The following is a 24109-nucleotide window of genomic DNA, read 5'->3' as shown; positions in this document are numbered from 1 at the left end:
AGATCTGCGCCCGTTCAATGCTTGATTCAGTCTCCGTACGGCACCCAGATGTTCTTGACCTGCACGGCCTGGCGAAGGAACGGCAGCCCTTCGCTCGTGGCATCGTGCCAGTCGAACATGCGGCCCTGATCGACGAACGTGCGCTTCAGGTTGCCGGTCGATTCACGCTCGGCCATCGCCGAAAGCGACGCGCCGTGGAAGCACCAGAGCGCATCGACATCGTCGTGCTGTGCGAGCGTTTGCGCAAGAGAACGCGCATCGCCGGTGACGATGTTCAGCGCGCCGCCCGGCACATCCGAGGTCTCGACGACCTGATAGAAGTCCGTTGCCATCAACGGGCACGTCTCGCTCGGCACCACGACCACGCGATTGCCCAGCGCAAGCGCGGGCGCGACGAGCGACACGAAGCCGAGCAGCGGCGCTTCGTCCGGACACACGATGCCGATCACGCCGAGCGGTTCGTGCATCGCGAGCGCGACGCCGTGCAGCGGCGGCGCATGCACCGCGCCGTCGTACTTGTCGGCCCATGCGGCATAGGTGAAGAAGCGCGCGATGGACGCCTCCACTTCGCGCTTCGCATCGCGTTCGCTCGAACCCGCGCGTGTGACGAGTTGCTTCGCGAATTCATCGGCGCGTGCGCTCAAATTTTCCGCGAGGTAATACAGCACTTGCGCGCGATTATGCGCGCTCGCCGTCGACCACTTGCTCATGCCACGCGCCGCTGCCACCGCATTGCGAATGTCCTTGCGGCTGCCCTCGCCCACTTCGCCGACGATCTCGCCAGCAGGCGAATGCACGAGCCGTGAATAGCCGCTGTCGGGCCGCGCCTGCTTGCCGCCGATGAAGAGCTTCGCCGTGCGATCGAGCGCGCTTACGTTGCCGGCATCGACGAGCGAATCCGGTTGCGCCTGCAACGCCTTCGTTTCACCGCGCACCGGCAGCTTCGCCCACGCGCGCGGCTTCAGATATTCGTAGATGCCCTCACGTCCGCCTTCGCGACCGAAGCCCGACTCGCGATAGCCGCCGAAGCCGACGGCCGCATCGAAGAGATTGGTCGCGTTGATCCAAACGACGCCGCATTGCAGACGCGGCGCGACATCGAGCGCGCGGCTGATGTTCTCGCTCCACACGCTCGCGGCGAGACCGTAGCGCGTGTTGTTCGCGAGCGCGACGGCTTCCTCCGGCGTGCGAAAGCTCATCGTCACGAGCACCGGCCCGAAGATTTCTTCCTGCGCGAGCGTCGATGCGGGCGAGACGTTGGTGACGAGCGTCGGCGGAAAGAATGCGCCGCCTTCGGGGAACGTGGCACGCGATGACTGATAGATCTCGCAGCCTTCGCTTTCGCCCTTGTCGACGAGCGCGCGAATGCGTTCGAGCTGCACGTCGTCGACGACCGCGCTCATGTCGATGCCCTTGTCGAGCGACGTTCCGACACGCAGCGTGTCCATGCGGCGCTTCAACTTATCGACGAAACGCGCTTCGATGCCTTCCTGCACGAGAAGACGCGAGCCCGCGCAGCACACTTGCCCCTGATTGAACCAGATCGCATCGACGACGCCTTCGACGGCGCTGTCGAGATCGGCATCGTCGAATACGATGAAGGGCGACTTGCCGCCCAGTTCGAGCGTGAGCGATTTGCCCGAGCCCGCTGTCGTTGCGCGAATCTGGCGGCCCACTTCTGTCGAACCCGTGAACGCGATCTTCGCGACGCGTTCGTGCTCGACGAGCGACGCGCCCGTGCGTCCGTCGCCGGTGACGACGTTGAGCACGCCCTTGGGCAAGCCCGCACGCTGTGCCAGTTCCGCGAACAACAGCGCGGTCAGCGACGTGAATTCGGCGGGCTTCAGCACGACCGTGTTGCCGAGCGCGAGCGCCGGCGCGATCTTCCATGCGAGCATCAGCAGCGGAAAATTCCACGGCACGATCTGACCGATCACGCCGAGCGGCGCCCAGTCTGCGAACTCCTTGTCCTGCAACTGCGCCCATCCCGCGTGATGCAGAAAGTGCCTTGCCACAAGAGGAATATCGATATCGCGCGACTCGCGGATCGGCTTGCCGTTGTCGAGCGACTCGACCACGGCGAAGAGACGGCTATGCCGCTGCACCATGCGCGAAAGCGCATACAGATGCCGCGCGCGCCCCGCTCCGCCGATTGCCTGCCAGCCTTCGAGGGCGGCATGCGCGGCGTCCACTGCGGCATCGACATCGGCCTGGGTGCCTTGCGCGATCGATGCGAGCACGCGGCCCGTGGCCGGTTCGCGCGAATCGAAACGGTCGGCGTCGTCGCTGTCGCGCCACGCGCCGTTGATGAAGTGACCGAAGCGCCCGTCGTGCTGATCGAGCCATGCGCGCGCGGCGCGATCGTCTTCCGGTGCGGGTCCGTATTCCATCGAAGAGAAGTATTCGGCAACGCTCATGAGGCTATGGATTTAGAGTCGGTGAATCAGGCGACGGGATGACGATTGAACGCCGAGTAGCGTCCGCTCACATGATGTTCGAGCTGGCGTTCGATATCGGCAAGCAGGCTCGACGCGCCGATGCGGAACATGTCCGCTTCGAGCCATTCGCGCCCGAGCTCCTCCTTCATGAGGATCTGATATTCGAGCACGGATTTCGCGGTCGATACGCCGCCCGCGGGCTTGAACCCGATCGCGACGCCGGTGCGTTCGAGGTATTCGCGAATCATGCGCACCATCACGAGCGACACGTCGAGCGTCGCATTGACGCCTTCCTTGCCCGTCGATGTCTTGATGAAATCGGCGCCGGCCATCATGCAGATCATCGACGCCTTCGCGACGTTCGACAGCGTGCGGATATCGCCGGTCGCGAGAATCGCCTTCACGTGCGCATCGCCGCATGCCGCACGGAAATCGCGCATTTCGTCGTAGAGCGCCTGCCAGTTGCCCGTGAGCACATGCTCGCGCGTGACGACGATATCGATCTCCGATGCGCCGTCTTTCACCGATGCCTCGATTTCGCGGAGCTTGAGATCGTGCGGATTGAGTCCGGCGGGAAATCCCGTCGAGACGGCCGCGACCGGAATGCCGCTGCCTTCGAGCGCGTTCACTGCCGTTTTGACGTAACGGTGATAGACGCATACCGCGCCTGTCGTGATCGAACCCGGCGCCATGCCGAGCGCCTCGAGCAGGTCGTCGCGCACCGGACGGCGCGCCTTCGCGCACAGGCGTTCGACGCGGCCGTGCGTGTCGTCGCCATTGAGCGTCGTAAGGTCGATGCAGGTGATCGCCTTGAGCAGCCACGCGGCTTGCGCATCTTTTTTGACTGCGCGGCGCGTGCCGAGCGTCGATGCGCGGCGCGCCACCGCCGATTGATTGACGCGCAGCCCGTCGAGCCACGACAAATCGAACGGCACGCCGGGATTACGGGCGCTGGTGTGAACCGGAGCCTTTCCGGGCCACGCGACGATGGACTTCGATGCAGTTTCCAGCATGAGATCGGTGTGCCGGCGTCTTGTGCGACGCACAACAACTTTTGATAGATTGATCTCAGTTTATAACATCCTTGTTAGGATCGTAACATAGGGAAAGTTCGGAGGCGGGACGTGTCCTTGGGCTGCTGGCACACGGCACGGCTATTGCTCCTCCCTCTCTACGTCCGACTTCTGTCCAACGCCCCTTCCGAAAAAGCAAGCGACCATGCAGAGCGCACTGAGTCCTGCAGGCATTCAAGCGAGCCGCATCCTCGATCTTTGGCATCTGACGCTTGCTGTGTGCTGCGTGGTCTTCGCAGCCATCCTGCTCGCATGCCTGATCGCAATGATCCGCGCGCCGCGCGCCAACCGCGCGACCCCGGCGGACCTTTCCTTCGTAAACCGCCCGCAGCCGCGCGTGCGCTTCTGGGTAGCGTGCGCGACGGCCTTGTCCACGATGTTGCTGTTCGGACTCGTGCTCGCCGATGTCCTCACCGATCGCGCGCTGTCGCGTCTGCCCGTCGACGACGCATTGCACATCGAAATGACGGGATATCAATGGTGGTGGCAAGCGCGCTATATGCCCGATGGCGACGCGCCCGGCTTCACGCTCGCGAATGAACTGCATGTGCCGGTCGGACGGCCTGTCGTCGTATCGCTGAAGGCGGCCGATGTCATCCACACCTTCTGGGTGCCGAATCTGCATGGCAAGAAGGACATGATTCCGGGCCGCGACGCGACCATCGAGTTTCGCGCGGACAAGGCGGACGTGTATCGCGGGCAATGCGCCGAATTCTGCGGCTACGAACATGCACTCATGGCGTTCCAGGTCATCGCCGATCCGCCCGTGCAGTACGAGACGTGGGCCGCTCGGCAGCGCCAGGCGTCCGTCGCGCCATCGGACGACATCGCCATGCGCGGCCGCGACGTCTTCATGAGCCAGGATTGCGCGCGCTGTCACACCGTGCGCGGCACCGATGCGCAGGGCGCGATCGGTCCCGATCTCACGCATGTCGCGAGCCGGCAGTTCATCGCGGCGGGGACGCTCGCCAACAATCGCGGCAATCTCGCGGGCTGGATCGTCGATCCGCGCACGCTCAAGCCCGGCACGGTCATGCCGCCGACACGCCTGCCGCCCGCCGATCTTCAGGCGCTGCTCACGTGGATGGAGACGCTCAAATGAGCGACGAGCGCAACGCGAGCTATCCCGTCGACGGTCCGCATGCAGAGCCCGCCGTGCGCGAGGCACTTGCCGCGACCTGGAGCGATCCGCCCGGCTTCGTCGGGATGCTGAGCGCGATCAATCACAAGACGATTGCGCGCCGCTTCATCGTGACGACGTTCGTCTTTTTTCTGCTCGCGGGCCTTCTCGCGCTCGCGATGCGCACGCAGCTCGCGCGGCCGGATCAACGGCTCATCGGCCCGAACCTGTACAACGAACTCTTCACGATGCACGGCACGACGATGATGTTCCTCTTCGCCGTGCCGGTGATGCAGGCGGTCGCCGGATATCTCGTGCCGCTGATGATCGGCGCCCGCAGCGTCGCGTTCGCGCGCATGAACGCGTATGCGTACTGGGTGTTTCTCTTCGGCGGGCTGCTGCTGTTCGCATCGCTTGCCGTGAACACCGCGCCGAACGCAGGCTGGTTCAGCTACGTGCCGCTCGCCGGCCCGGACTATTCGCCGAACAAGGGCGCCGACATCTGGGCGCAGATGATCACTTTCACAGAGCTTTCGGGCCTGCTCGAAGCCGTCGTGCTCATCACGACGATCTTCAAGCTGCGCGCGCCCGGCATGTCGCTCAACCGCATGCCGCTTTTCGTATGGGCCACGCTCGTCACGCAGTTCATGGTGATCTTCGCGATGCCTTCCATCATGCTGTGCAGCACCGCGCTGATTCTCGATCGCCTCGTCGGCACGCATTTCTATAACCCGGCCAAAGGCGGCGATGTATTGCTGTGGCAACACCTCTTCTGGTTCTTCGGTCATCCCGAGGTGTATCTGATCTTCATTCCGCCGCTCGGCTTCATCTCGTCGATCATTCCGACCTTCGCGCGCCGTCCTGTGTTCGGCTATCCGGCGATGGTGCTGTCGCTCATCGCCACCGCGTTTCTGTCGTTCGGGCTGTGGGTGCATCACATGTTCGCGACCAACATTCCCGAGCTGGGAAAAAGCTTCTTCACGGCTGCAAGCCTGATGATCGCGATTCCGTCGTCCATCCAGATCTTCTGCTGGATCGGCACGCTATGGACCGGCAAGCTCAATCTGCGCACGCCGCTGCTTTTCGTGCTCGCGTTCTTTTTCATTCTCGTGATGGGCGGCATGACGGGAATCATGGTCGCATCGGTGCCGCTCGACCTGCAGGTTCACGATACTTACTTCGTCGTCGCGCATCTGCATTACGTACTGCTCGGCGGCGCGGTGTTTCCGCTCTTCGGCGCATTCTTCTACTGGTTTCCCAAGTTCGCGGGACGCATGCTCGACGAGCGGCTCGGCAAGTGGCAGTTCTGGCTGTTCTTCGCCGGCTTCAACGTCGCCTTCTTTCCGATGCATCTGCTCGGCCTCGAAGGGATGCCTCGCCGCGTGTGGACGTATCCGCACGGGATGGGCTGGGACGGCATGAATCTCACCGCGACGATCGGCGCTTATGTGATCGCGCTGAGCGTGCTGCTTTTCATCGTCAATGTGGTGAAGAGTCTGCGCAGCGACGAACGCGCCGCTGCCGATCCGTGGGGCGCGGGGACGCTCGAATGGAGCGTGCCGTCGCCGCCGCCGCCGCACAACTTCGATGCGATTCCCGTCGTGCATGGGCGCGATCCGTTGTGGGAGCCGTCCGCGCAGCCGGCCTTCGTCGCGGGCCTCGCCGCCGATGCCCGCGAAGTGCTCGTGACGAGCGTGCTCGATGCGCAACCGGACCACCGCCCGTTGTTCCCGACGCCGTCCATCTGGCCGTTCGCGAGCGCCGTCGCGACGACGATTCTTTTCATCGGCTCGATCTATACGCCGTGGGCGATCATATGGGCGTCGCTGCCGGTCGCGGTGGCGATGATCGGCTGGTTCTGGCCGGATCGCGGCGAGAACCGGCTCGCCGTCGCCCGGGAGCGCAGACCGTGAACGCCGACACGCGCGCGCCGCGCAACCGCCCCGACGATGCCGCCACCGGCATCGACACGCACGATCTCGTGCTCGACGTGCGCGCGCTGCCGAGCTTCGCCTTCGGTCATCGCAGCGTGATGTGGTGGAGCACGATGGGCCTGATGCTGATCGAAGGCACGGTGTTCGCCATCGCGGTGATGATGGTCTTTTATCTGCGCACGCGCGCGCCCGCCTGGCCGATGGCCGCCGATCCGCCGCGTCTTCTCTGGGGCACGCTCAACACGGTCGTGCTGCTCGTCAGCCTGTGGCCGAACCAGCTTGCGAAGAACGCGGCGGAGCGCGGTGATCGCGCGAAAGCCGCGCTATGGCTCTCCGTTTGTCTGGTGGTATCCGTCGCGTTCCTCGTCATTCGCGGATTCGAATTCGCGTCGCTGAACGTGAGCTGGTACGCGAACGCGTACGGCTCTATCGTCTGGCTGCTGCTCGGCCTGCATACGACGCACCTCATCACCGATACCGTCGATACCGCCGTGCTCGCCGTGCTGCTCATCACCGGTCCGTTCGAAGGCAAGCGGCTCGTCGACGTCAGCGAGAACGCGATCTACTGGTACTTCGTCGTGTTGAGCTGGCTGCCGATCTACGGCGTCATCTATTGGGTGTCGCGCTACTGAATGCGAACATGAAAACCTGGCTTGCGCTGCTGGGCGCTCCGTCGATCGTGCTGGGATGTCTGTGCGTGAATTACGCGCTGGTGACGCCCGCGTGCCATCTCGGAGGACACGCGCTGCTCGACGGCGTGAGCGGCACGAGTCTCGTCGTCTGCACGGCGGCGACGCTGCTTGCGTGGCGGCGCTGGCGCGAGACGCGGCGCTCGCCCGCACAGATGGCTGCCGATGCAACCGCGCGGCCCGCACGCGCCGTATTTATCGCGGCGGTGGCGGCCGGGGTCGGCGCGCTATCGGTGCTATCCGTCATCGCCATATCGATACCGCAATGGCTACTGTCCGCCTGCTGAAATGCGCGCCGCTCTGCGCGCTCGTCGCGTGTGCCCACGCTCACGCCCACGTCCAGGCGGCCACGACGGACGCGTCGCCGCTCGCGTGGACGTTCGAGCCGTGGGTCGTCATCACGCTCACGCTGAGTCTCACGCTCTATGTCGCGGGCTGGGTGCGGCTTCGTTCGCGCGGCGCGCAAGGCCGCTCAGGACGCGCGGCGCGCTTCGCGGCGTTCGGCATGGGCTGGCTGATGCTCGTCGTCGCGTTGGTGTCGCCGTTGCACGCGTTGAGCGAATGGCTCTTTTCCGCGCACATGGTGCAGCACGAGCTTTTCATGCTGGTGGCGGCGCCGCTGCTCGTGATCGGCCGGCCGCTCGCCGTATGGTTGTGGGCGTTTCCGGCTGCTGCGCGCATGCGTATCGGCGCGGCGACGCGATCGCGCTGGATCAGGCGGCCGTGGCGCTGGCTCACGCTGCCCGCCGTCGCATGGATACTGCACGCGGCCGCGCTCTGGTGCTGGCATGCGCCGCGTTTCTTCGAGGCGGCGCTCGCGCATCCGGGCATCCACACGCTGCAACATGCGAGCTTTCTCGCGAGCGCGCTGCTCTTCTGGTGGACGGTATTCGGCCGCGCGTCGGACGCGCACGGCGCATCCAGTGCGCACGCGATGCTCTCGCTCTTCACGACGATGGTCCACACCGGCGCACTCGGCGCGCTGCTGACGTTGGCGCCCGGCGTCTGGTATCCGTCATGCATCGAAACGACGCGCGCGCTCGGTTTCGATCCATTGCAGGACCAGCAACTCGGTGGTCTCGTGATGTGGGTGCCGGGCGGCCTTGCGTATCTGATCGGCGGATTGCTGGTCGGCGCGCGCTGGCTGATGCGGCGTGCGCCGCCGCGCGTCGGCGTCGGCATGCCTCGCGAAGGCTGATGTCATGCACGCCATGCGAATCGCGCTCATGACCGCCGTCGCGCTGACTGCTTGCACCGGCGAACCGCCTTCATTCGACTCGGTCACCGGCGGCAATCCGCGACGCGGCCTCGAAGCGATTCAGCGCTACGGCTGCGGCGCGTGTCATCGCATCGATGGCGTGCCGGGCGCATACGGCACGGTCGGACCGACGCTCCAGCGAATCGGCGAGGGCGCGTATATAGCGGGAAAGCTGCCGAATTCGCCGGAGAATCTGCAGCAATGGATGCGTTTTCCGCAACGCATAGTGCCCGGCAATGCAATGCCCGATCTCGATGTGACCGAACCCGACGCGCGCGATATCGCTGCTTACCTCTATCATCAATGAACCCTCTCTCGCGTCTCGTTCTGTGTCTGCTGCTATGGCCCTTCGCGGTCATGGCCGACGATGCATCGCCGTCCGCGCAACTGGTCGCGCGCGGCGAATATCTCGCGAAAGCGGCGGACTGCGCGGGATGCCATACCGCGCCGAAGGACGGCGCACCGTACGCGGGCGGCCTCGACATGACGTCGCCGTTCGGGACCATCGTCAGCAGCAACATCACGCCTGATCGCGAGACCGGCATCGGCGCATATAGCTACGAAGACTTCGCGAAGGCATTGCGTGAAGGCGTCGGGCGCGGCGCAAAGGGCTTGTATCCCGCGATGCCCTACCCCGCGTTCGTGAAGATCACGGACGATGACATGCACGCGCTCTACGCCTACATGATGCACGGCGTACCGCCCGTGAGATATCGGCCGCCGGAAACGAAGGTGCCGTTTCCGTTCAATCAACGATGGGCGTTGCGCATCTGGCGGGCCGTGTTTTCGCCGAAGGAACGCTTCGAGCCGCACGCCGGTCGCGATGCGAACTGGAATCGCGGCGCGTATCTCGTGCAGTCGCTCGGGCATTGCGGATCGTGTCACACGCCGCGCGGCATCGCGTATCAGGAACGTGGCTACGACGAGTCGTCGAAGGCATTTCTCGCAGGCGGCGTCAACGACAACTGGTTCGCGCCGAACTTGCGCGCGGATCGCGGTTCGGGGCTCGGCCGCATCGCGCACGAAGATATCGCCGCGTTTCTCAAGACGGGGCACGGCGCGGGCATGGTCGCTTACGGAAGCATGGTCGAAACGATCGAAGACAGCACGCAATATTTGAGCGATGACGATCTGCGCTCGATCGCGGTCTATCTCAAGACGCTGCCCGCGACCGGCGCCGCGGATGGTGTCTTCGATCCGTCGCTCACGCAGCCGGGACGCCTAAAGACACGCGCGCCCGACATTGCGCCCGAACAGGGGCAGGCTGTGTATGCGGGGTTTTGCGCGCAGTGTCATCGTAGCGATGGCAAAGGCGTGCCCAACGCGTTTCCGGCGCTCGCCGGCAATCCTTCGGTCATCAGCGAGGACACGACCTCGTTGATTCGCCTCGTGATCGAGGGCGGCAACAGTCCCGCGACGATCCATGGTCCGCCCCGTCAGCCGATGCCGCCATTCGCCGGACGCCTGACAGATGCGCAGATCGCGCAGGTGCTCACTTACGTGCGCGGTTCATGGGGCAACGATGCGCGCCCGGTCACGACCAACGATGTCGCATCGTTTCGCAGCACCATTCATAAATAGCGTGAGCGTTCGCTGCGCGTATTACCTTTCCGAGAGTCCGTTGAAGTAATGTTCGATGCGCGATAACGCATAAAGCGCCGCGGCGCGCCGCACGTCGTTGCGCTCACCCTCGAAACGTTTGGTCTCGCTGAAGGTTTTAATACCGCCGTCGCGCAGCTTGAACGACCATGCGAAGCATTGCGTGCCGGGCGGCGGACCGCCGGCAGGCGGCGAGTCGGCAACGCCCGTGTTCGATACGGCAACATCGGCGCAACACGCCTCTTGAGCAAGCGCGCCTTCCGACATCTCCCGCGCGACTGCTTCGCTCGTCAGTCCGTGCTGCTTCATCGTTTCTTCGCGCACGCCGAGAAATCCTGCTTTGCCCGTAGGCGAATATGTCACGAAGCCTACGTCGAGGCAATTACCGCTTCCCGGCACCGAAGAAATAAGCGACGCGATATAGCCAGCCGTGCACGATTCAGCCGTCGCGAGCATCAGACCACGAGAGCTGAGAAACGACACGGCTTGTCGTGGAATGTCCAATCTCGTTCCTCCTTGCTCTTTACTCTTTGCCGCAGATGCAGCAATTGCCAGGCCCGTTTTTTCACGCGCCGTAATCGTGCGCGCTAATTCCGTAACTTGCGCCGTGTCTTCGCATCGCATCTTCGAAGAAATGAAGCGGCATCGGCGGCGGCACAGGATGTTGCGGCCCGAGCTGCGCAAGCGCTCGATCGAAGCGCACGAAGGTCGCGAAGTCACGCGGATATCGCCGCTCATCGACACCGAGAAAACGCCCTTCGCGTTTCGCTTTATTAATTAACGCGCGCCACTCATTAATATCAGTCAATCCGACGCCTTCGGTTCCGTGCGAGAAGAGCATAATGTCGATTTCATCGAATGACGCACGGTCGAGAAAACGGCGCAGCGTATCGGCCGAAGGATCGGTGCAGAACACCAGCCAGAACGGAATGGCCCGCAGGCGCAAAGTCGTGTATGGGTCCATCAAGAGAAATGAATCGACGACAAGCCGTTTCGCCTCGATGCCCATGCTGCGATACCAGTCGCGGTACAGATCCGCCGTTGCGAAGCTGAACGCTTCCGGCTCCTCGAAGCGCCATTCGACGACGCGCCAGTTCTTCTCCTTCGCAAGCGCGACGATGGATTCCGTGAGCGCCACGTCATAGCCCCATTCGGCCTCCGGCGCACGCATCGACGGCGCGGGCGGGCTCCATTGCCCGCGCTTCGCGCCATAACGCGCGAGATAGCGCGCCACGCGCGGCCCGCCGTCGAAATACTCGCTCTCGGTTGCGCCGCCCAACGCGCCGAACTGATAGAACGATCGATCGCTCGTGCGCGTGACGGGCCAGTCGCGCGTGCATCGGACGATATGGATCGTCGCGTTCGGCGCGAGACTGCGCAGCAGAAACTCGCGATACGCCAGCGGTAATGCACGCAGCTTAAGCCGGAAGTAACTCATTGCCGCGAGCATGAGCCGGTCCTGATTCGGGTCCTGCATGTGATGCACGGCGATGCGCGGATCGGCGTGAAGCAGCGCATCGACGGCGCGAAGGCTATCGTCGAAGCCGCTTTGCGCATCGTCGGGATCGCTGAACGGCGCACGCACGGGGCACAGAAACGTCTGCGGCAGCCACGGCGCGTTAAGCGCCGCCGCGACATGCATCAGCGCGCCGTTCGACGAGCCGATGAACGCCGCATCGTAGACCCTTTGCGGATAGAGTCCGGCGATCCATTCGCCGATGCCTTCCACATCGAGACGCCGCGCCTGCCGCGCCGTAATGCCCTCCGACATGCCGCCCACCGTGTACACCCATTCGCGGGCGCGCTTCGGCAAGAGGTTGATCGGCGGCATCAGGCTATCGAGCAACGGCGACTGGCTCGGACTGCTGAAACGCTCGCCGTGCAGACACGCGGCGAGCGCCTGCGCCATGCCTGCCGCGGAATCGAAGCGGGCGATGCCGCGCGGCGGCCTCGTCATGTCGACGCGCCGCCTTGAAGAAGGAACGGCCGGATCGCGAGCGCGAAGCTATGCGGATAGACGTGGTTGAGCGTGTGCGTGCCGCCATCGATCGTCAGCAATGCGCCGTTCGGCACACGCGCCGCCACTTCGCTCGCCCATGCGAGCGGCGCGACGGGATCCCGCGAACCGGCGACGACGAGCGTCGGCGCAGCGATGCGCGCGAGCTTGCGTTCGATGCGATCGCGGATCAGCGCGCGCATCGTCGCCACTGCGCGCACGAGCCCGGCCTTCGCGTAGTCGATACGTCCGATGGGCGCAGAAGAACGCGTGCGCTCGAGCCGTCCGTTGCGCCAGTCGCGAACGATCTGCTTGACGAGCGAGCGCGCCTTGCGATCGACGGTCGGGCCTTGCAACACGAGCCGATCGACCGACTCGGGATAACGCGCCGCGAAATCCGCGAGAATCTGGCAGCCGAACGAATTGCCGATGAACATTGCCCGCTCGATGCCGCGCGCGCCGAGCCACAAGCGCAATGCATCCGCGAGTTCCGGCACGGACAGCGTGCGTCCGCGTAGCACGCTTTCGCCGAAGCCGGGAAGATCGGGCGCGTACACGTCGAAGTCGCCGCGCAACGCGAGCGCGAGCGGCTCCATGTAGCGGCTCGATATCACGAGACCATGCACGAGCACGACGGGCAGGCGCTTCGCATGTCCCCCATCGCACGCGGCATGACGCGCGAACATGCGATACGGCCCGGCCTGCGTATAGCGCACCGTAATGCCCGCGCGTGCGCTCTCATCGGTCAATGCGGGCGTGCGCTTGAGACGTATCCATTCGATCGCCGCCCATGCCGCGAGCGCGCACGCACCGGCGCCCGCGACAATGCGCCATGAAGGCCGCGCAACTTTCACGCGGCGGGATTCAGTGCGACCTTGATCCATCCCGGCTGCCTTCGATCGAATGCCTTGTATGCGTCGATGACATGCATCATCGGCTCGCGCGTGGACAGCACGCGCAGCGGATCGAACGACCCGTTGCGCACGCGCTCGACGAGCCCGGGCGTGACCGCGCGATGATTGCAGTTGCCCATCTTGATCGTGAGGTTCTTGTTCATCGCCACGCCGAGCGGAAAGAAGCGATCGTTCGGTGGGTACACGCCGATCACGCCCAGCGTGCCCGCCTTCGCCAGTGCGGCCACGCCCCAGTCGAGCGCTTGCGTCGGCGCATCGCCCGGAATCCAGCTGCCGTTCTGCTCGTTGCGCTTCGGCGTCACCGTGCGGCTCTCCTCTTCGCCCTGCTTCGCATCGTCTTGCGATGCAGCCGGGCCGCCCTGCGCATGCACGGCATCGACGCCCACGGCATCGATCACGCGATCCACGCCGATTCCGCCCGTCAGCGCGAGAATCGCCGCGACGGGATCTTCGTCGTCGAAGTTGACCGTCTCCGCGCCCTGCTCGCTCGCCATGTCGAGACGATCTTTGAGGCGATCCACGACGATCACACGCCCCGCGCCCAACATGAACGCGCTCGCGACCGCGAACTGGCCCACCGGGCCCGCGCCGAACACGGCCACCGTATCGCCTGCGCGCACTTCGGCGAGCTGCGCGCCGAAGAAACCTGTCGGGAAAATATCGGACAAGAGGATCGCGCGTTCATCGTCGATATTCTCGGGCAATTTGATGAGGCTCGCATTCGCGAGCGGCGTGCGCGCGTATTCGGCCTGCAAGCCGTTGATAGGTCCCGTCGACTTCGGCCCGCCGAAGAATGCCGTGCCCGCCGCCGCGCCGTTCGGATTCGCCGAGTCGCATTGCGCCGTGTAGCCCTGACGGCAATATGAACAGCAGCCGCACGAAATCGTCGATGGAATCAACACGCGATCGCCCGCCTTCAGATTGCGCACGCCCTTACCGACCTGCTCGATCACGCCGACGCCTTCGTGGCCCAGAATCGTGCCCGGCACCATGCCCGGCAGCGTGCCGCGCACCATGTGCAGATCCGTGCCGCAGATGGCGCTTGCCGTGAGGCGCACGATCGCGTCCTGCTCGTGCTGAATGGTCGGGTCGGGTACGTTGTCGAGCGAGATATCGCCTATTCCATGAAATACGACTGCTTTCATCGCACGCTCCTTTATGAATAGAGTCGATGGGATTGCAGCAATGGTTGCGCCCACGGTGTGCCGCGTTTCGCCGGATCCCATATTCGTGTTGGTTTATTAGCACTGCCCCTGTGCGGTGCGGCAGTCACTTTCGTTGGCTGGCCCAAAGAAAGCAACCGAAGGTCTGACTCACCGCTGCTAGCAATCGGTACGCGTATTGCTAATGCCACGCCGCTCCCGTTGGCGTGCATCCATGAAAAACCGCGAGGCACACGCATTGCGCGAAGCTGCGCGGCCAACTACGGATGCGACCCCTCATGCTGATGATCTCCCCTCATCTCGACGACGCCGTCTTCAGTTGCGGCGCGGCGCTCGCCGCATCGCCAGGCGCGGTGGTCTGCACGGTCTTCGCGGGCGCGCCTCGCGAGCCGCTTATCACCGACTGGGACACGCAATGCGGCTTCGTGAACGCACATCAGGCGATGCATGAACGCCGCGACGAAGATGCCGCCGCGCTCGATGCGCTCGGCGCACGTCCCGTTTATCTCGACTTCCTCGACTCCCAGTATGCGGGCGATGCCAGCGCGAGGCCCGGCGAGATCGCATCAACGCTGCTCGACGTGATCCGCAAGAACGCGTTCCGAACACTTCTTATTCCGCTCGGTCTCTTTCATTCCGATCATCACCTCGTGCATGAAGCCTGCCGCAAAGCATGGCTCGCCGAACCCGCGCTCGCGTGCATTGCTTATGAAGATGCGCTCTATCGGCGCATGAGCGGGCTCGTGCAGGCACGGCTTGCCGACCTGGCGCGACACGGCATCACGGCGACGCCCGTCTCCGAGCGCATCGACATCACCGCGCTTGCACGCAATCTCGAAGCGAAGCAACGCGCCGTGAGCCGTTATACGAGCCAACTCAAGGCATTCGGCGCGAACGGGCATGACGACGTCTTCGCGCCCGAGCGCTTCTGGACGCTTCAACCGACGCGCCATGACCGCTGATCGAGCCATGCTTTCCGACACGTCTCCCGCGCGGCTCTCGCTCGTCTTGCTGACGTACAACCGTGCCGATCAGGTTCTCGACACGCTTGCCAGACTCACCGCACTGCCCGATCGCTTCGATATCGTCGCTGTGGACAACGCCTCGACCGACGGAACGGCCTCCCGCATCGCGGCCAGCTTCCCTGATGTGAAGCTCGTCGTCGCGCCCGCCAATCTCGGCGCGGCGGGACGCAATCTCGGCGTCGAGCGCGTCGGCACCGAATACGTCGCCTTCTGCGACGACGACGCATGGTGGAGCCCCGGCTCGCTCACGCGCGCAGTCGAGATACTCGATGCCGCTCCGCGCGTCGCCGTATTGAATGCACGCGTCGTCGTCGGCGAACACGGCGCAACCGATGACACATGCGAGCGCATGCGCGAAAGCCCGCTTCGCAGCGCTGGACTGCCGGCGCCCGCGCTCATCGGTTATATGGCGGGCGCGTGCGTCTTTCGAACGGACGTCTTCCGGCAAGTGGGCGGTTATGAGCCGAGGCTATTCATCGGAGGAGAAGAAACGCTCGTTTCGCTCGATGTGTTGTCGGCGGGTCATGAGATGGTCTATATCGACGAACTGGTCATTCACCATCATCCGTCGCCGCTGCGCGACAGCGCGCAGCGGCGCAGGCTTCTCGCGCGCAACGCCGCATGGGTGGCGTGGATGCGTCTGCCGCTGCCGGAAGCACTGCGCGCCACGTCGGACGCACTCCGGACCATGCTCACCGAGCGCTCACCCTTGCGCGATGTGCCTTTGCTCATCGCCAGCATTGCATGGGCGCTGAGTAAGCGGCGTGTAATCGACGAGCGCGTGAGACACATGCGGCAGATCGTCTTCGACGACGACGCGCGCCGCGTGACCGAGCCAGGCGAGACAGGCTCTTTCGGTTCTACACGCATCGAGTAAAAGCGCGTATGTCACGCTGTTTGAGCCAAACGATATTTGGTTCGTCTCCCAATGAACCGCAAATCGTTTCGTAGTTCTTGCGAGAAACACAACGAGTGGCACGTCGAATGCTGAAAGCCAATGACTGATCCACGCGAATGCACCACGCACGCGCCAATGGGGATCGGATGACAGGGGGCTCCAGTGAAAATCGCGCTGATCAGTGAACATGCTTCGCCGCTCGCTGTGGCAGGCGGTGTGGACAGTGGCGGGCAAAACATTTATGTCGCGAACGTCGCGCGTCAACTGGTGCGCATCGGTCACGAAGTCGATGTCTTCACGCGCTGCGATCGTTCCTTATTGCCGCTCGTCTCGCGTTTCGACAACATCCGCGTGATAAACGTACCTGCCGGGCCGCCCGTGCAGTTGCCGAAGGAGCAGCTTCTACCGTACATGGATGCGTTCGCCGATTTCATGATCGACTTCATGAAGAAGGAAGCGCAGCCCTATACGATCGTGCATGCGAATTTCTTCATGTCGGGCATGGTTGGCTTGCGCATCAAAGATGCGTTAGGCATCCCCCTCGTCACCACGTTTCATGCGCTCGGCCGTGTTAGACGCCTGCATCAGGGAGAATCGGACGGCTTTCCCGATGCGCGCTTCGATATCGAAGACGAACTCGTAAGGCGTTCCGATTCGGTGATCGCCGAATGCCCGCAGGATGAAAGCGACCTGTTCCATCTCTACGACGCCGATCCCGCGCGCATCGATCTCGTGCCGTGCGGTTTCGATCGCGTCGAGTTTCATCCGATCGAGAAAGCGGTGGCGAGAGAACGTCTCGGCTGGCCGCAGGACCGCTTCATCGTGTTGCAGCTCGGGCGCATGGTGCCGCGCAAGGGTGTCGATAATGTGGTGCGCGCGCTCAGCGTATGCCGCGCGGAACATGGGGAAACCGCCGAACTTTACGTGGTCGGCGGCAATTCCGACGAGGCCAACGAGATCGCGACGCCGGAGATCGTGCGCTTGCGCGGCATCGCGCGGGAAGTGGGCGTCGAGGATCATGTGCACTTCGCCGGCCGTCATGGACGCGCCGAGCTCAAGCACTTCTATAACGCAGCCGATGTGTTCGTGACGACCCCGTGGTACGAGCCGTTCGGCATCACGCCGCTGGAAGCGATGGCGTGCGGCAGGCCGGTCATCGGCGCGAACGTGGGCGGCATCCGCTATTCGGTCGCCAACGGTGAGACCGGTCTGCTCGTCCCGCCGAAAGATCCGTCCGCGCTCGGGCATGCCATTGCCATGATCAAACGCGATCCGATGCTTGCGCGCCGCATGGGCGAAGCGGGCCTCGCGCGCGCCAACGCGATGTTCACGTGGTCGAGCGTTGCGCAAGCGCTGGCGGATGTTTATGCGCGCGTGAGCGGCGAGGAAGCGCAGGCGGCGGCGCGCGTCGCGATGGGCGGGGCCTCGCGATGACGCAGTTGTGGTCGACACCGCGTGCCGCCATCTTCATCGACAAGGACGGCACCCTGCTCGAAGACGTGCCGTGGAACGTCGATCCGCGCATGATGCGTCTCGCGCCCGGTGCGTTCGACGCGCTGCGCGTGTTCGCATCGCGCGGCGTGCCGCTTTTCGTCGTCAGCAATCAGAGCGGCGTGGCGCTCGGCAAGTTCGAACATGATGCGCTCGGTCGCGTCGAGACGCGTCTGCATGAACTCGCTGCGGAAGCGGGTGCTTTATTCGAGGACATCTATTGGTGTCCGCACCATCCGCAAGGCATCGTGCCCGAATACGCGCAGCCCTGCGACTGCCGCAAGCCCGCGCCCGGCATGCTGCTGCGCGCGGCGCGCGAGCATCGCATCGATCTGTCGCGAAGCTGGTTCATCGGCGACATACTCGACGATGTCGAAGCGGGCAAACGCGCCGGCTGCCGCAGCGTGCTCATCGATAACGGCAACGAGACCGAATGGCTGCGCGGCGCGAATCGCGAGCCGGATATCGTCGTGAAAGACATGCACGAAGCTGCGATAGCCATCGTCAGCGCGGAGTGTCCGGCATGAAGCGCGATCCGGTGAGTCCGTCGGCCTTGCCTCCGATCGTCGAGGCGCATGCGCGCAAAAGCGCCGCGAATCAGGCGCGCGAATGGGGCGCGAACGTGAAGCGCATTCTTTGCATTCGTCTCGACAATCTCGGCGATGTGTTGATGACCACGCCCGCGCTGAACGCATTACGCGCGGCGCAACCGGGACGGCATCTGACCTTGCTCGCATCGCGCGCGGGCAAGGCGGCCGCGCCCTTCATCGATGCAATCGACGACGTGATCGAATACGACGCGCCCTGGGTCAAGCAGGATGCGCCCATCGATGCGCTCGCGGACCTCGCGATGCGCGCGCGCCTCAACGCGGCGCATTTCGATGCGGCCGTAATCTTCAGCGTTTACAGCCAGAACCCGCTACCCGCCGCGATGCTGTGTCATCTCGCCGGCATTCCGCTACGGCTCGCGCATTGTCGTGAGAACCCTTATGGCCTTCTGACCGATTGGGTGCAGGAGACCGAGCCGCAGCAAGGCACGCGGCATGAAGTGGAGCGGCAGCTTGCACTCGTTGCGCAAGTGGGCGCGCGTACCGCGGATACCCGTATGCGCTTCAACGTGCGGCCTGAAGATGCGGCCTCGCTCGATGAGAAGCTGCGCGCGCGTGATGTCGATATGAACGCGCCTTTCATCGTCGTGCATCCGGGCGCGAGCGCCGATTCGCGCCGATATCCGGTCGAGCGTTTCGCGGACGTGATGAAGCGATTGCATACGCAACTTCACTGGCCGATGCTCGTCACCGGTTCACGCGGCGAAGGTGCGTTATGCCGCGATGCGTGCGCCGCGAATTCCGGCGCGATAGATCTTTCCGGCGCGCTCGAACTCGGCGAACTCGCCGCTTTGATTCAGCGCGCGCGCGTGCTCGTGTCGAATAACAGCGGGCCGGTGCATCTCGCATCGGCGCTCGGCACGCCCGTCGTCGATCTCTATGCCCTCACGAATCCGCAGCATATGCCGTGGCAAACGCCGCATCGCGTGCTTTATCACGACGTGCCTTGCCGATGGTGTTATCGCAGCGTGTGTCCAGAGGGACACCACCAATGCCTCGTCGGCGTCGGCGTGGATCAGGTCGTGTCGGCAGTGCTGGAACTGATCGAAGAACATCCATCGCACATCAACTCTTCAATACAGGGCCGCTAAGCATGTACACACTGGGAATCAATGCGGTTTATCACGACAGCGCGGCTGCGATCGTGAAGGACGGCGTCGTCATCGCGGCGGCCGAGGACGAACGCTTCACGCACGTCAAACACGCCAAGCGCCCGGTGCCGTTCTCGACATGGCAGCTTCCGTTCGACGCCATCGACTATTGCCTGAAGGAAGCGGGCATCGAACTGGCGGATATCGATCACGTCGCGTATTCGTACGATCCGCGGCTATTTTCGGGCATGCCGAAGGACGTGAAGGCGAGTATCGCGTTGCCGATGATGCCGTCCGCGCAGCCCGGCGGCAATCCTTCCGAATCGCCGTGGGATCCGTTGTTTCTGAGCTATATCGTCAACGCGAAAGCGCAACTGCTCGACGGCGCGCCGCATCATCTGAAGCGGCGCTTCGCAAGCGGAGGACGCGCGCCGCGCTTTGCCTGGCATCACGTCGATCATCATCTCTGCCATGAAGCGAGCGCTTTTCTCGCGGCACCTTTTGACGACACCGCCGTCCTCACGATGGACGGACGGGGCGAAGGCGTCACGACGAGTCTCGGGCAATTCGTGAACGGCGAGTACCAGCGGCTCAAGCAAGTGGAACTGCCGCATTCGCTCGGCTTGCTATACGAAGCCGTGACGGGCTATCTCGGCTTCCTGCATTCGTCGGACGAGTATAAGGTCATGGCGCTGGCATCGTTCGGCAAGCCCGCGTATGTCGACCAGTTTCGCGAGATTGTGAAATATCGGCACGACGGCAGCTATACCGTGGATGCGCCGCGCCTCGTCGAACGTTTCGGTCCGCCGCGCGAACGTGGCGGCCCGCTCACGCAGCATCATTTCGATATCGCGCATTCGCTGCAAGAAGTGCTCGAAGAGACCGCGCTCGAACTTGCGAAGTGGCTGCACGAACGCACCGGCTTGCCGAATCTCGCGATGGCGGGCGGCGTCGCGCTCAACTGCGTGATGAACGCGCGCCTGCGCGATCGCGGACCGTTCGACGAAGTGTGGGTGCAGCCCGCAGCCGGCGATGCAGGCACCGCGCTTGGCGCCGCGTTGTGGACGGACTATCGCGAGCGCGCAAAAGCGGGCGATCGCAGCCGCAAGTGGCGCATGGACCACGCCTATCTCGGCCCCGAATTCGGCGATGAAGAGATCGAAGCGTTCCTGAAATGGACACGCGCGCCTTATCGTAAGCTCACGAATATCGCTGAAGAAACCGCCGACATTCTCGCGCAGAACCGCGTGATCGGCTGGTATCAGGGACGCACTGAATTCGGGCCGCGTGCGCTTGGAGCACGCTCGATTCTCGCGTCGCCCATCGATGCGTCGATGCAGGCACGGCTCAACGAAATCAAGGACCGCGAGGACTTTCGTCCGGTTGCGCCCGTCGTGATGGAGGAGCATGCATCCGAGTGGTTCGTCGACGCGCGCGTCGCACCGTTCATGCTGTTCGTGTTCGACGTGCGTGAAGAGATGAAAACGCGCATACCGGCCGTCACGCATATCGACGGCACTGCGCGCGTGCAGACCGTCAATCGCGCACAGCATGCGCTCTATTACGATCTGATCGCCGCGTTCAAGGCACGCACAGGTGTGCCGATTCTCGTCAATACATCGTTCAATACGCGCGGCGAGCCGATGGTCAACACGCCGCGCGACGCGCTCGAATCGTTCTGGACATCGCCGCTCGATGCGCTCGTGATCGGTTCCTTCCTCATCGAAAAGCCGGGGACGCGCGCATGAGCACGTATGCCGGTCTTTTCGAAAACGCGGAGACGGGTGCGACGGCTGCGGCCGTTGCGTCACGTGGCGAATTCATTCCCGACGTGTCCGTGATCGTGCCGACCTATCGCCGTCCCGCGATGCTCGAACGCTGCGTGTCCGCCATTGCCGCGCAGACATACGATCCGACGCGCTACGAGATCATCGTATGCGACGACGGACCCGACGAAGCAACGAAGGCATGCGTGCAGCGTCTTGCCGCAGCGCATGCGTCGAGCGGACCGAAGATCCGCTATGTGCCGGTGCCGGCGACGCAAGGCCCTGCGGGCGCGCGCAACGCGGGCTGGCGTGCATCGCTTGCAAGACGCATCGCATTCACCGACGACGACACCATTCCCGATCCGCAATGGCTCGCGAACGGCCTGCGCGCGCTCGATGCTGGCGCGGATGCAGTCTCCGGGCGTATCGTCGTGCCGCTGCCGAAGCGTCCCACCGATTACGAACTCGACGCGGCCGGACTCGCGAATGCGGAATTCGCGACCGCCAACGCGTTCGCGACACGCGCCGCGCTCGAACGCACGGGCGGATTCGATGCGCGTTATACGTCGGCATGGCGCGAAGACTCGGATCTGCAATTCGCGTTGATGCAGGCGGGCCTCGTGATCGCACGCGCCGACGATGCCGCGATCCTTCATCCGGTGCGGCCCGCACGCTGGGGCGTGAGCATTTCGCAGCAGAAGAAGAGCCAGTTCGATGCGTTGCTCTGCAAGAAGCATCGCACGCTGTTTCGCGAACGCATCCGGCGCCATCCGCCGCTTCTCTACTATGCGATGCTCGCGGCGCTCGTGGTGCTGTTCGTGTCGATAACGGCGGGCGCAACGCATATCGCAATCGCCGCAGCCGTTGCATGGATTGCGATGACGATCTGGTTCTGCATGCAACGACTCAAGACGACCGCGCGCACGCCTACGCATATCGCGGAGATGTTGTGCACGTCGGCGATCATTCCGTATCTGTCGATCTATTGGCGCATTCGCGGCGCGTTCAAGTTCAAGGTGTTTTTTCTATGAGCATCGAGCCGGTCGAACGCATCGTCATCTTTCGCGCGCTGCAACTCGGCGACATGCTATGCGCCGTGCCAGCGTTGCGCGCGTTGCGGCAGGCGTATCCGAAAGCGCATATCGCACTGGCGGGCTTGCCGTGGGCCGTGCGTTTCGTCGAGCGCTATGCGCATCTGCTCGATGAATTGATCGTGTTTCCCGGCGCGATCGGCTTTCCCGAACAGCAAGAGACCAATGCGCATCTGCCTGCGTTTCTGCGCGCGCTACGTGGGCGTGGCTTCGATATCGCAATTCAATTGCACGGCAGCGGCGGCGTCGCGAACGACATCGTCGAAGGCATGGGTGCGCGTTTGAACGCGGGCTTTCTGAAGCCCGACGAATCCATGCGCGAAGGCGTTTTCATGCCGTGGCCCGATGACCTGCCCGAACCCGCGAGATATACCGCCTTGATGGAGCGTCTCGGCATCGAGGTCCGCACGCTCGATCTCGAGATTCCCCTCGCCGATGAGGACGAACGCGAATGCGATGCGCTCGTCGATTCGCTCGCGATAGACCTGGACAAGCTCATCCTCGTTCATCCGGGCGCGCAATTGCCTTCTCGTCGATGGCCCGTCGAACGCTTCGGCGAAGTGGCGCGTTCGCTATCGGATGCGGGCTGGCAAGTCGCCGTCACCGGCAGCGCGGCGGAAGCGCCATTGACCGCACGCGTGACACGCGGTGCAGGCGAGCATGCCATCGACCTAGCCGGACGCACGTCGCTTGGCGCGCTGACCGCGCTCGTCGCGAAGGCGAGGCTCATCGTGTGCAACGACACGGGGCTTTCGCATGTGGCCGCCGCAATGCGCGCGCCGAGTGTCGTGATCGCATCGGGCAGCGATACGCGACGCTGGGCGCCGCTCGATCACGCGCGTCATCGCGTGCTTGCAGATTGGCCCGCGTGCCGGCCTTGCGCATTCCGCGAATGTCCTTATCAACACGAATGCGCGCTGAACGTCAGTGTACAAAGCGTGCTCGATGTCGCATTCGCACATCTCGAGGAGGCGCTTCTTCATGTCAACGACTAGTTCCCGGCGCTTGCGCGTGCTCACGTGGCATATCCACGGCAATTACCTTTACTACTTGAGCCAGGCGCCGCATGACTTCTATCTCGTGACGCGCCCCGGCTATCCGCCTGGTTATGCAGGCACGGCCGGCGCGTTGCCGTTCGGTACCAACGTGCATGAAGTGCCGGCGAGCGAAGTGCCGTCGCAGTCATTCGATGTCGTCCTTTTTCAGCACAAACGGCAATGGGACGACGACCGTCTCAGCCTTCTTACCGATGCGCAACGGCGCTTGCCGCGCATCTATATCGAACATGATCCGCCGCAGGAGAACCCGTTCGAGCAGAAGCACTGGGTGCAGGAGCGCGATACGCTGCTCGTGCATGTTACGCGCTTCAACCGGCTGATGTGGGATAGCGGCGACACGCCGACGCGCGTCATCGAACATGGTGTCGTGGTGCCTAAGGACGTGCGTTACACCGGCGAGCTGGAGCGCGGCATTGCGGTGATCAATCACCTGCGTCAGCGCGGAAGGCGCCTCGGCAACGATGTCTATGCGCAAGCCGCCGCGTCCGTGCCGCTCGATCTCGTCGGCATGGATGCGCAGTCGGCGGGGGGCATCGGCGAGGTCGGCAATCTGGAGCTCGCGGCGTTCAGCGCGCGCTATCGCTTCTTCTTCAATCCCATTCGTTGGACGAGTCTCGGGCTTGCGATCGTGGAGGCGATGACGATCGGCATGCCGATCATCGGACTCGCGACGACCGAACTCGCCACGGTGATCCGCAACGGTGAGAACGGCTTCGTCCATACGGATACGCATGCGCTCATCGACGTAATGCAGCGACTGCTGCGCGATCCCGTCGAGGCGCGGCGTCTTGGCGAAGGTGCCCGGCGAACAGCCCTCGAACGCTTTCACATCGCCCGCTTCGCCCACGATTGGAATGAAGCGTTGCGCTACGTATGCAGCTAGCACGCATCATTACT

22 protein-coding genes are annotated in these 24109 nt (G+C 63.8%); 16 read left to right on the top strand and 6 right to left on the bottom strand.

What is annotated here, in order from left to right; genetic code table 11:
• Positions 1–26 precede the first annotated feature (26 nt).
• Both NCS28_RS27020 and deoC read right to left on the bottom strand, forming a co-directional pair.
• A complete protein-coding gene (locus NCS28_RS27020; RefSeq protein WP_250516843.1) occupies positions 27–2417 on the bottom strand; it encodes an aldehyde dehydrogenase family protein in 2391 nt (796 codons plus the stop codon).
• Positions 2418–2443: 26 nt separating this feature from the next.
• Positions 2444–3451 carry a deoxyribose-phosphate aldolase gene (gene deoC, locus NCS28_RS27015; RefSeq protein ID WP_250516842.1) on the bottom strand — a complete coding sequence of 336 codons (1008 nt, stop codon included), beginning with the start codon at positions 3449–3451 and terminating at the stop codon, positions 2444–2446.
• 205 nt (positions 3452–3656) lie between these two features.
• On the opposite strand from deoC, the gene NCS28_RS27010 reads away from it, so the two are divergent.
• The 7 genes from NCS28_RS27010 to NCS28_RS26980 are packed head-to-tail and all read left to right on the top strand — an operon-like array spanning position 3657 to position 10093.
• Positions 3657–4613, top strand: a complete 957-nt coding sequence (locus tag NCS28_RS27010) for a cytochrome c oxidase subunit II (RefSeq protein ID WP_250516841.1) — start codon at positions 3657–3659, stop codon at positions 4611–4613.
• The gene (ctaD, locus tag NCS28_RS27005) at positions 4610–6544 is read left to right on the top strand and encodes a cytochrome c oxidase subunit I (RefSeq protein ID WP_250516840.1); all 1935 of its coding nucleotides are present in this window, start codon (positions 4610–4612) and stop codon (positions 6542–6544) included. The genes NCS28_RS27010 and ctaD overlap by 4 nt, the downstream gene beginning before the upstream one ends.
• 50 nt (positions 6545–6594) lie before the next feature.
• Positions 6595–7197 carry a cytochrome c oxidase subunit 3 gene (locus NCS28_RS27000; RefSeq protein ID WP_350029827.1) on the top strand — a complete coding sequence of 201 codons (603 nt, stop codon included), beginning with the start codon at positions 6595–6597 and terminating at the stop codon, positions 7195–7197.
• Positions 7198–7205: 8 nt separating this feature from the next.
• Entirely contained in the window at positions 7206–7541 is a 336-nt protein-coding gene (locus tag NCS28_RS26995) for a hypothetical protein (RefSeq protein ID WP_250516838.1), read from the top strand.
• The gene (locus NCS28_RS26990) at positions 7520–8452 is read left to right on the top strand and encodes a cytochrome c oxidase assembly protein (protein ID WP_250516837.1); all 933 of its coding nucleotides are present in this window, start codon (positions 7520–7522) and stop codon (positions 8450–8452) included. Before NCS28_RS26995 ends, NCS28_RS26990 begins: the two co-directional genes overlap by 22 nt.
• A 4-nt stretch (positions 8453–8456) precedes the next feature.
• Entirely contained in the window at positions 8457–8819 is a 363-nt protein-coding gene (locus NCS28_RS26985) for a c-type cytochrome (protein WP_250516836.1), read from the top strand.
• Positions 8816–10093, top strand: a complete 1278-nt coding sequence (locus tag NCS28_RS26980) for a cytochrome c (protein WP_250516835.1) — start codon at positions 8816–8818, stop codon at positions 10091–10093. The genes NCS28_RS26985 and NCS28_RS26980 overlap by 4 nt, the downstream gene beginning before the upstream one ends.
• A 21-nt stretch (positions 10094–10114) precedes the next feature.
• Here NCS28_RS26980 and NCS28_RS26975 read toward each other — a convergent pair whose 3' ends face one another.
• The 4 genes from NCS28_RS26975 to NCS28_RS26960 form a co-directional block, all read right to left on the bottom strand.
• Positions 10115–10615 (bottom strand): CinA family protein, encoded by a 501-nt coding sequence (locus NCS28_RS26975; protein ID WP_250516881.1) that lies wholly within the window; start codon positions 10613–10615, stop codon positions 10115–10117.
• 61 nt (positions 10616–10676) lie between these two features.
• On the bottom strand, positions 10677–12068 hold the full coding sequence (locus NCS28_RS26970; protein WP_250516834.1) for a hypothetical protein: 1392 nt from the start codon (positions 12066–12068) through the stop codon (positions 10677–10679).
• Positions 12065–12991: an alpha/beta fold hydrolase gene (locus NCS28_RS26965; protein WP_250516833.1), complete on the bottom strand. Its 927-nt coding sequence runs from the start codon at positions 12989–12991 to the stop codon at positions 12065–12067. The genes NCS28_RS26970 and NCS28_RS26965 overlap by 4 nt, the downstream gene beginning before the upstream one ends.
• Complete coding sequence (locus NCS28_RS26960) at positions 12958–14166, bottom strand: zinc-dependent alcohol dehydrogenase (RefSeq protein ID WP_250516832.1); 1209 nt, start codon at positions 14164–14166, stop codon at positions 12958–12960. Before NCS28_RS26960 ends, NCS28_RS26965 begins: the two co-directional genes overlap by 34 nt.
• Before the next feature lie 296 nt (positions 14167–14462).
• Between NCS28_RS26960 and NCS28_RS26955 the strand changes: the two genes are divergently transcribed.
• The 9 genes from NCS28_RS26955 to NCS28_RS26915 all read left to right on the top strand — a co-directional run bounded on the left by NCS28_RS26955 (position 14463) and on the right by NCS28_RS26915 (position 24095).
• Entirely contained in the window at positions 14463–15146 is a 684-nt protein-coding gene (locus NCS28_RS26955) for a PIG-L family deacetylase (protein WP_250516831.1), read from the top strand.
• Positions 15136–16086, top strand: coding sequence for a glycosyltransferase family 2 protein (locus NCS28_RS26950; RefSeq protein ID WP_250516830.1), 951 nt, complete (start codon positions 15136–15138; stop codon positions 16084–16086). Before NCS28_RS26955 ends, NCS28_RS26950 begins: the two co-directional genes overlap by 11 nt.
• Before the next feature lie 183 nt (positions 16087–16269).
• On the top strand, positions 16270–17541 hold the full coding sequence (locus tag NCS28_RS26945; protein ID WP_250516829.1) for a glycosyltransferase family 4 protein: 1272 nt from the start codon (positions 16270–16272) through the stop codon (positions 17539–17541).
• A complete protein-coding gene (locus NCS28_RS26940) occupies positions 17538–18125 on the top strand; it encodes a D-glycero-alpha-D-manno-heptose-1,7-bisphosphate 7-phosphatase (protein WP_250516828.1) in 588 nt (195 codons plus the stop codon). The genes NCS28_RS26945 and NCS28_RS26940 overlap by 4 nt, the downstream gene beginning before the upstream one ends.
• On the top strand, positions 18122–19297 hold the full coding sequence (locus tag NCS28_RS26935; RefSeq protein WP_250516827.1) for a glycosyltransferase family 9 protein: 1176 nt from the start codon (positions 18122–18124) through the stop codon (positions 19295–19297). The genes NCS28_RS26940 and NCS28_RS26935 overlap by 4 nt, the downstream gene beginning before the upstream one ends.
• A gap of 2 nt (positions 19298–19299) precedes the next feature.
• Positions 19300–21045 (top strand): carbamoyltransferase family protein, encoded by a 1746-nt coding sequence (locus NCS28_RS26930; RefSeq protein ID WP_250516826.1) that lies wholly within the window; start codon positions 19300–19302, stop codon positions 21043–21045.
• Positions 21042–22094 carry a glycosyltransferase family 2 protein gene (locus NCS28_RS26925; RefSeq protein ID WP_250516825.1) on the top strand — a complete coding sequence of 351 codons (1053 nt, stop codon included), beginning with the start codon at positions 21042–21044 and terminating at the stop codon, positions 22092–22094. The genes NCS28_RS26930 and NCS28_RS26925 overlap by 4 nt, the downstream gene beginning before the upstream one ends.
• Positions 22091–23149 carry a glycosyltransferase family 9 protein gene (locus tag NCS28_RS26920; protein WP_250516824.1) on the top strand — a complete coding sequence of 353 codons (1059 nt, stop codon included), beginning with the start codon at positions 22091–22093 and terminating at the stop codon, positions 23147–23149. The genes NCS28_RS26925 and NCS28_RS26920 overlap by 4 nt, the downstream gene beginning before the upstream one ends.
• Positions 23136–24095, top strand: coding sequence for a glycosyltransferase family 4 protein (locus NCS28_RS26915; protein WP_250516823.1), 960 nt, complete (start codon positions 23136–23138; stop codon positions 24093–24095). Before NCS28_RS26920 ends, NCS28_RS26915 begins: the two co-directional genes overlap by 14 nt.
• Positions 24096–24109: the final 14 nt, after the last annotated feature.

The sequence above is a fragment of the Caballeronia sp. INDeC2 genome, assembly GCF_023631325.1.
GTDB lineage: Bacteria > Pseudomonadota > Gammaproteobacteria > Burkholderiales > Burkholderiaceae > Caballeronia.
Note: the sequence above shows the minus strand (reverse complement) of the source record. Positions and strands in the feature narration are given on the sequence as shown.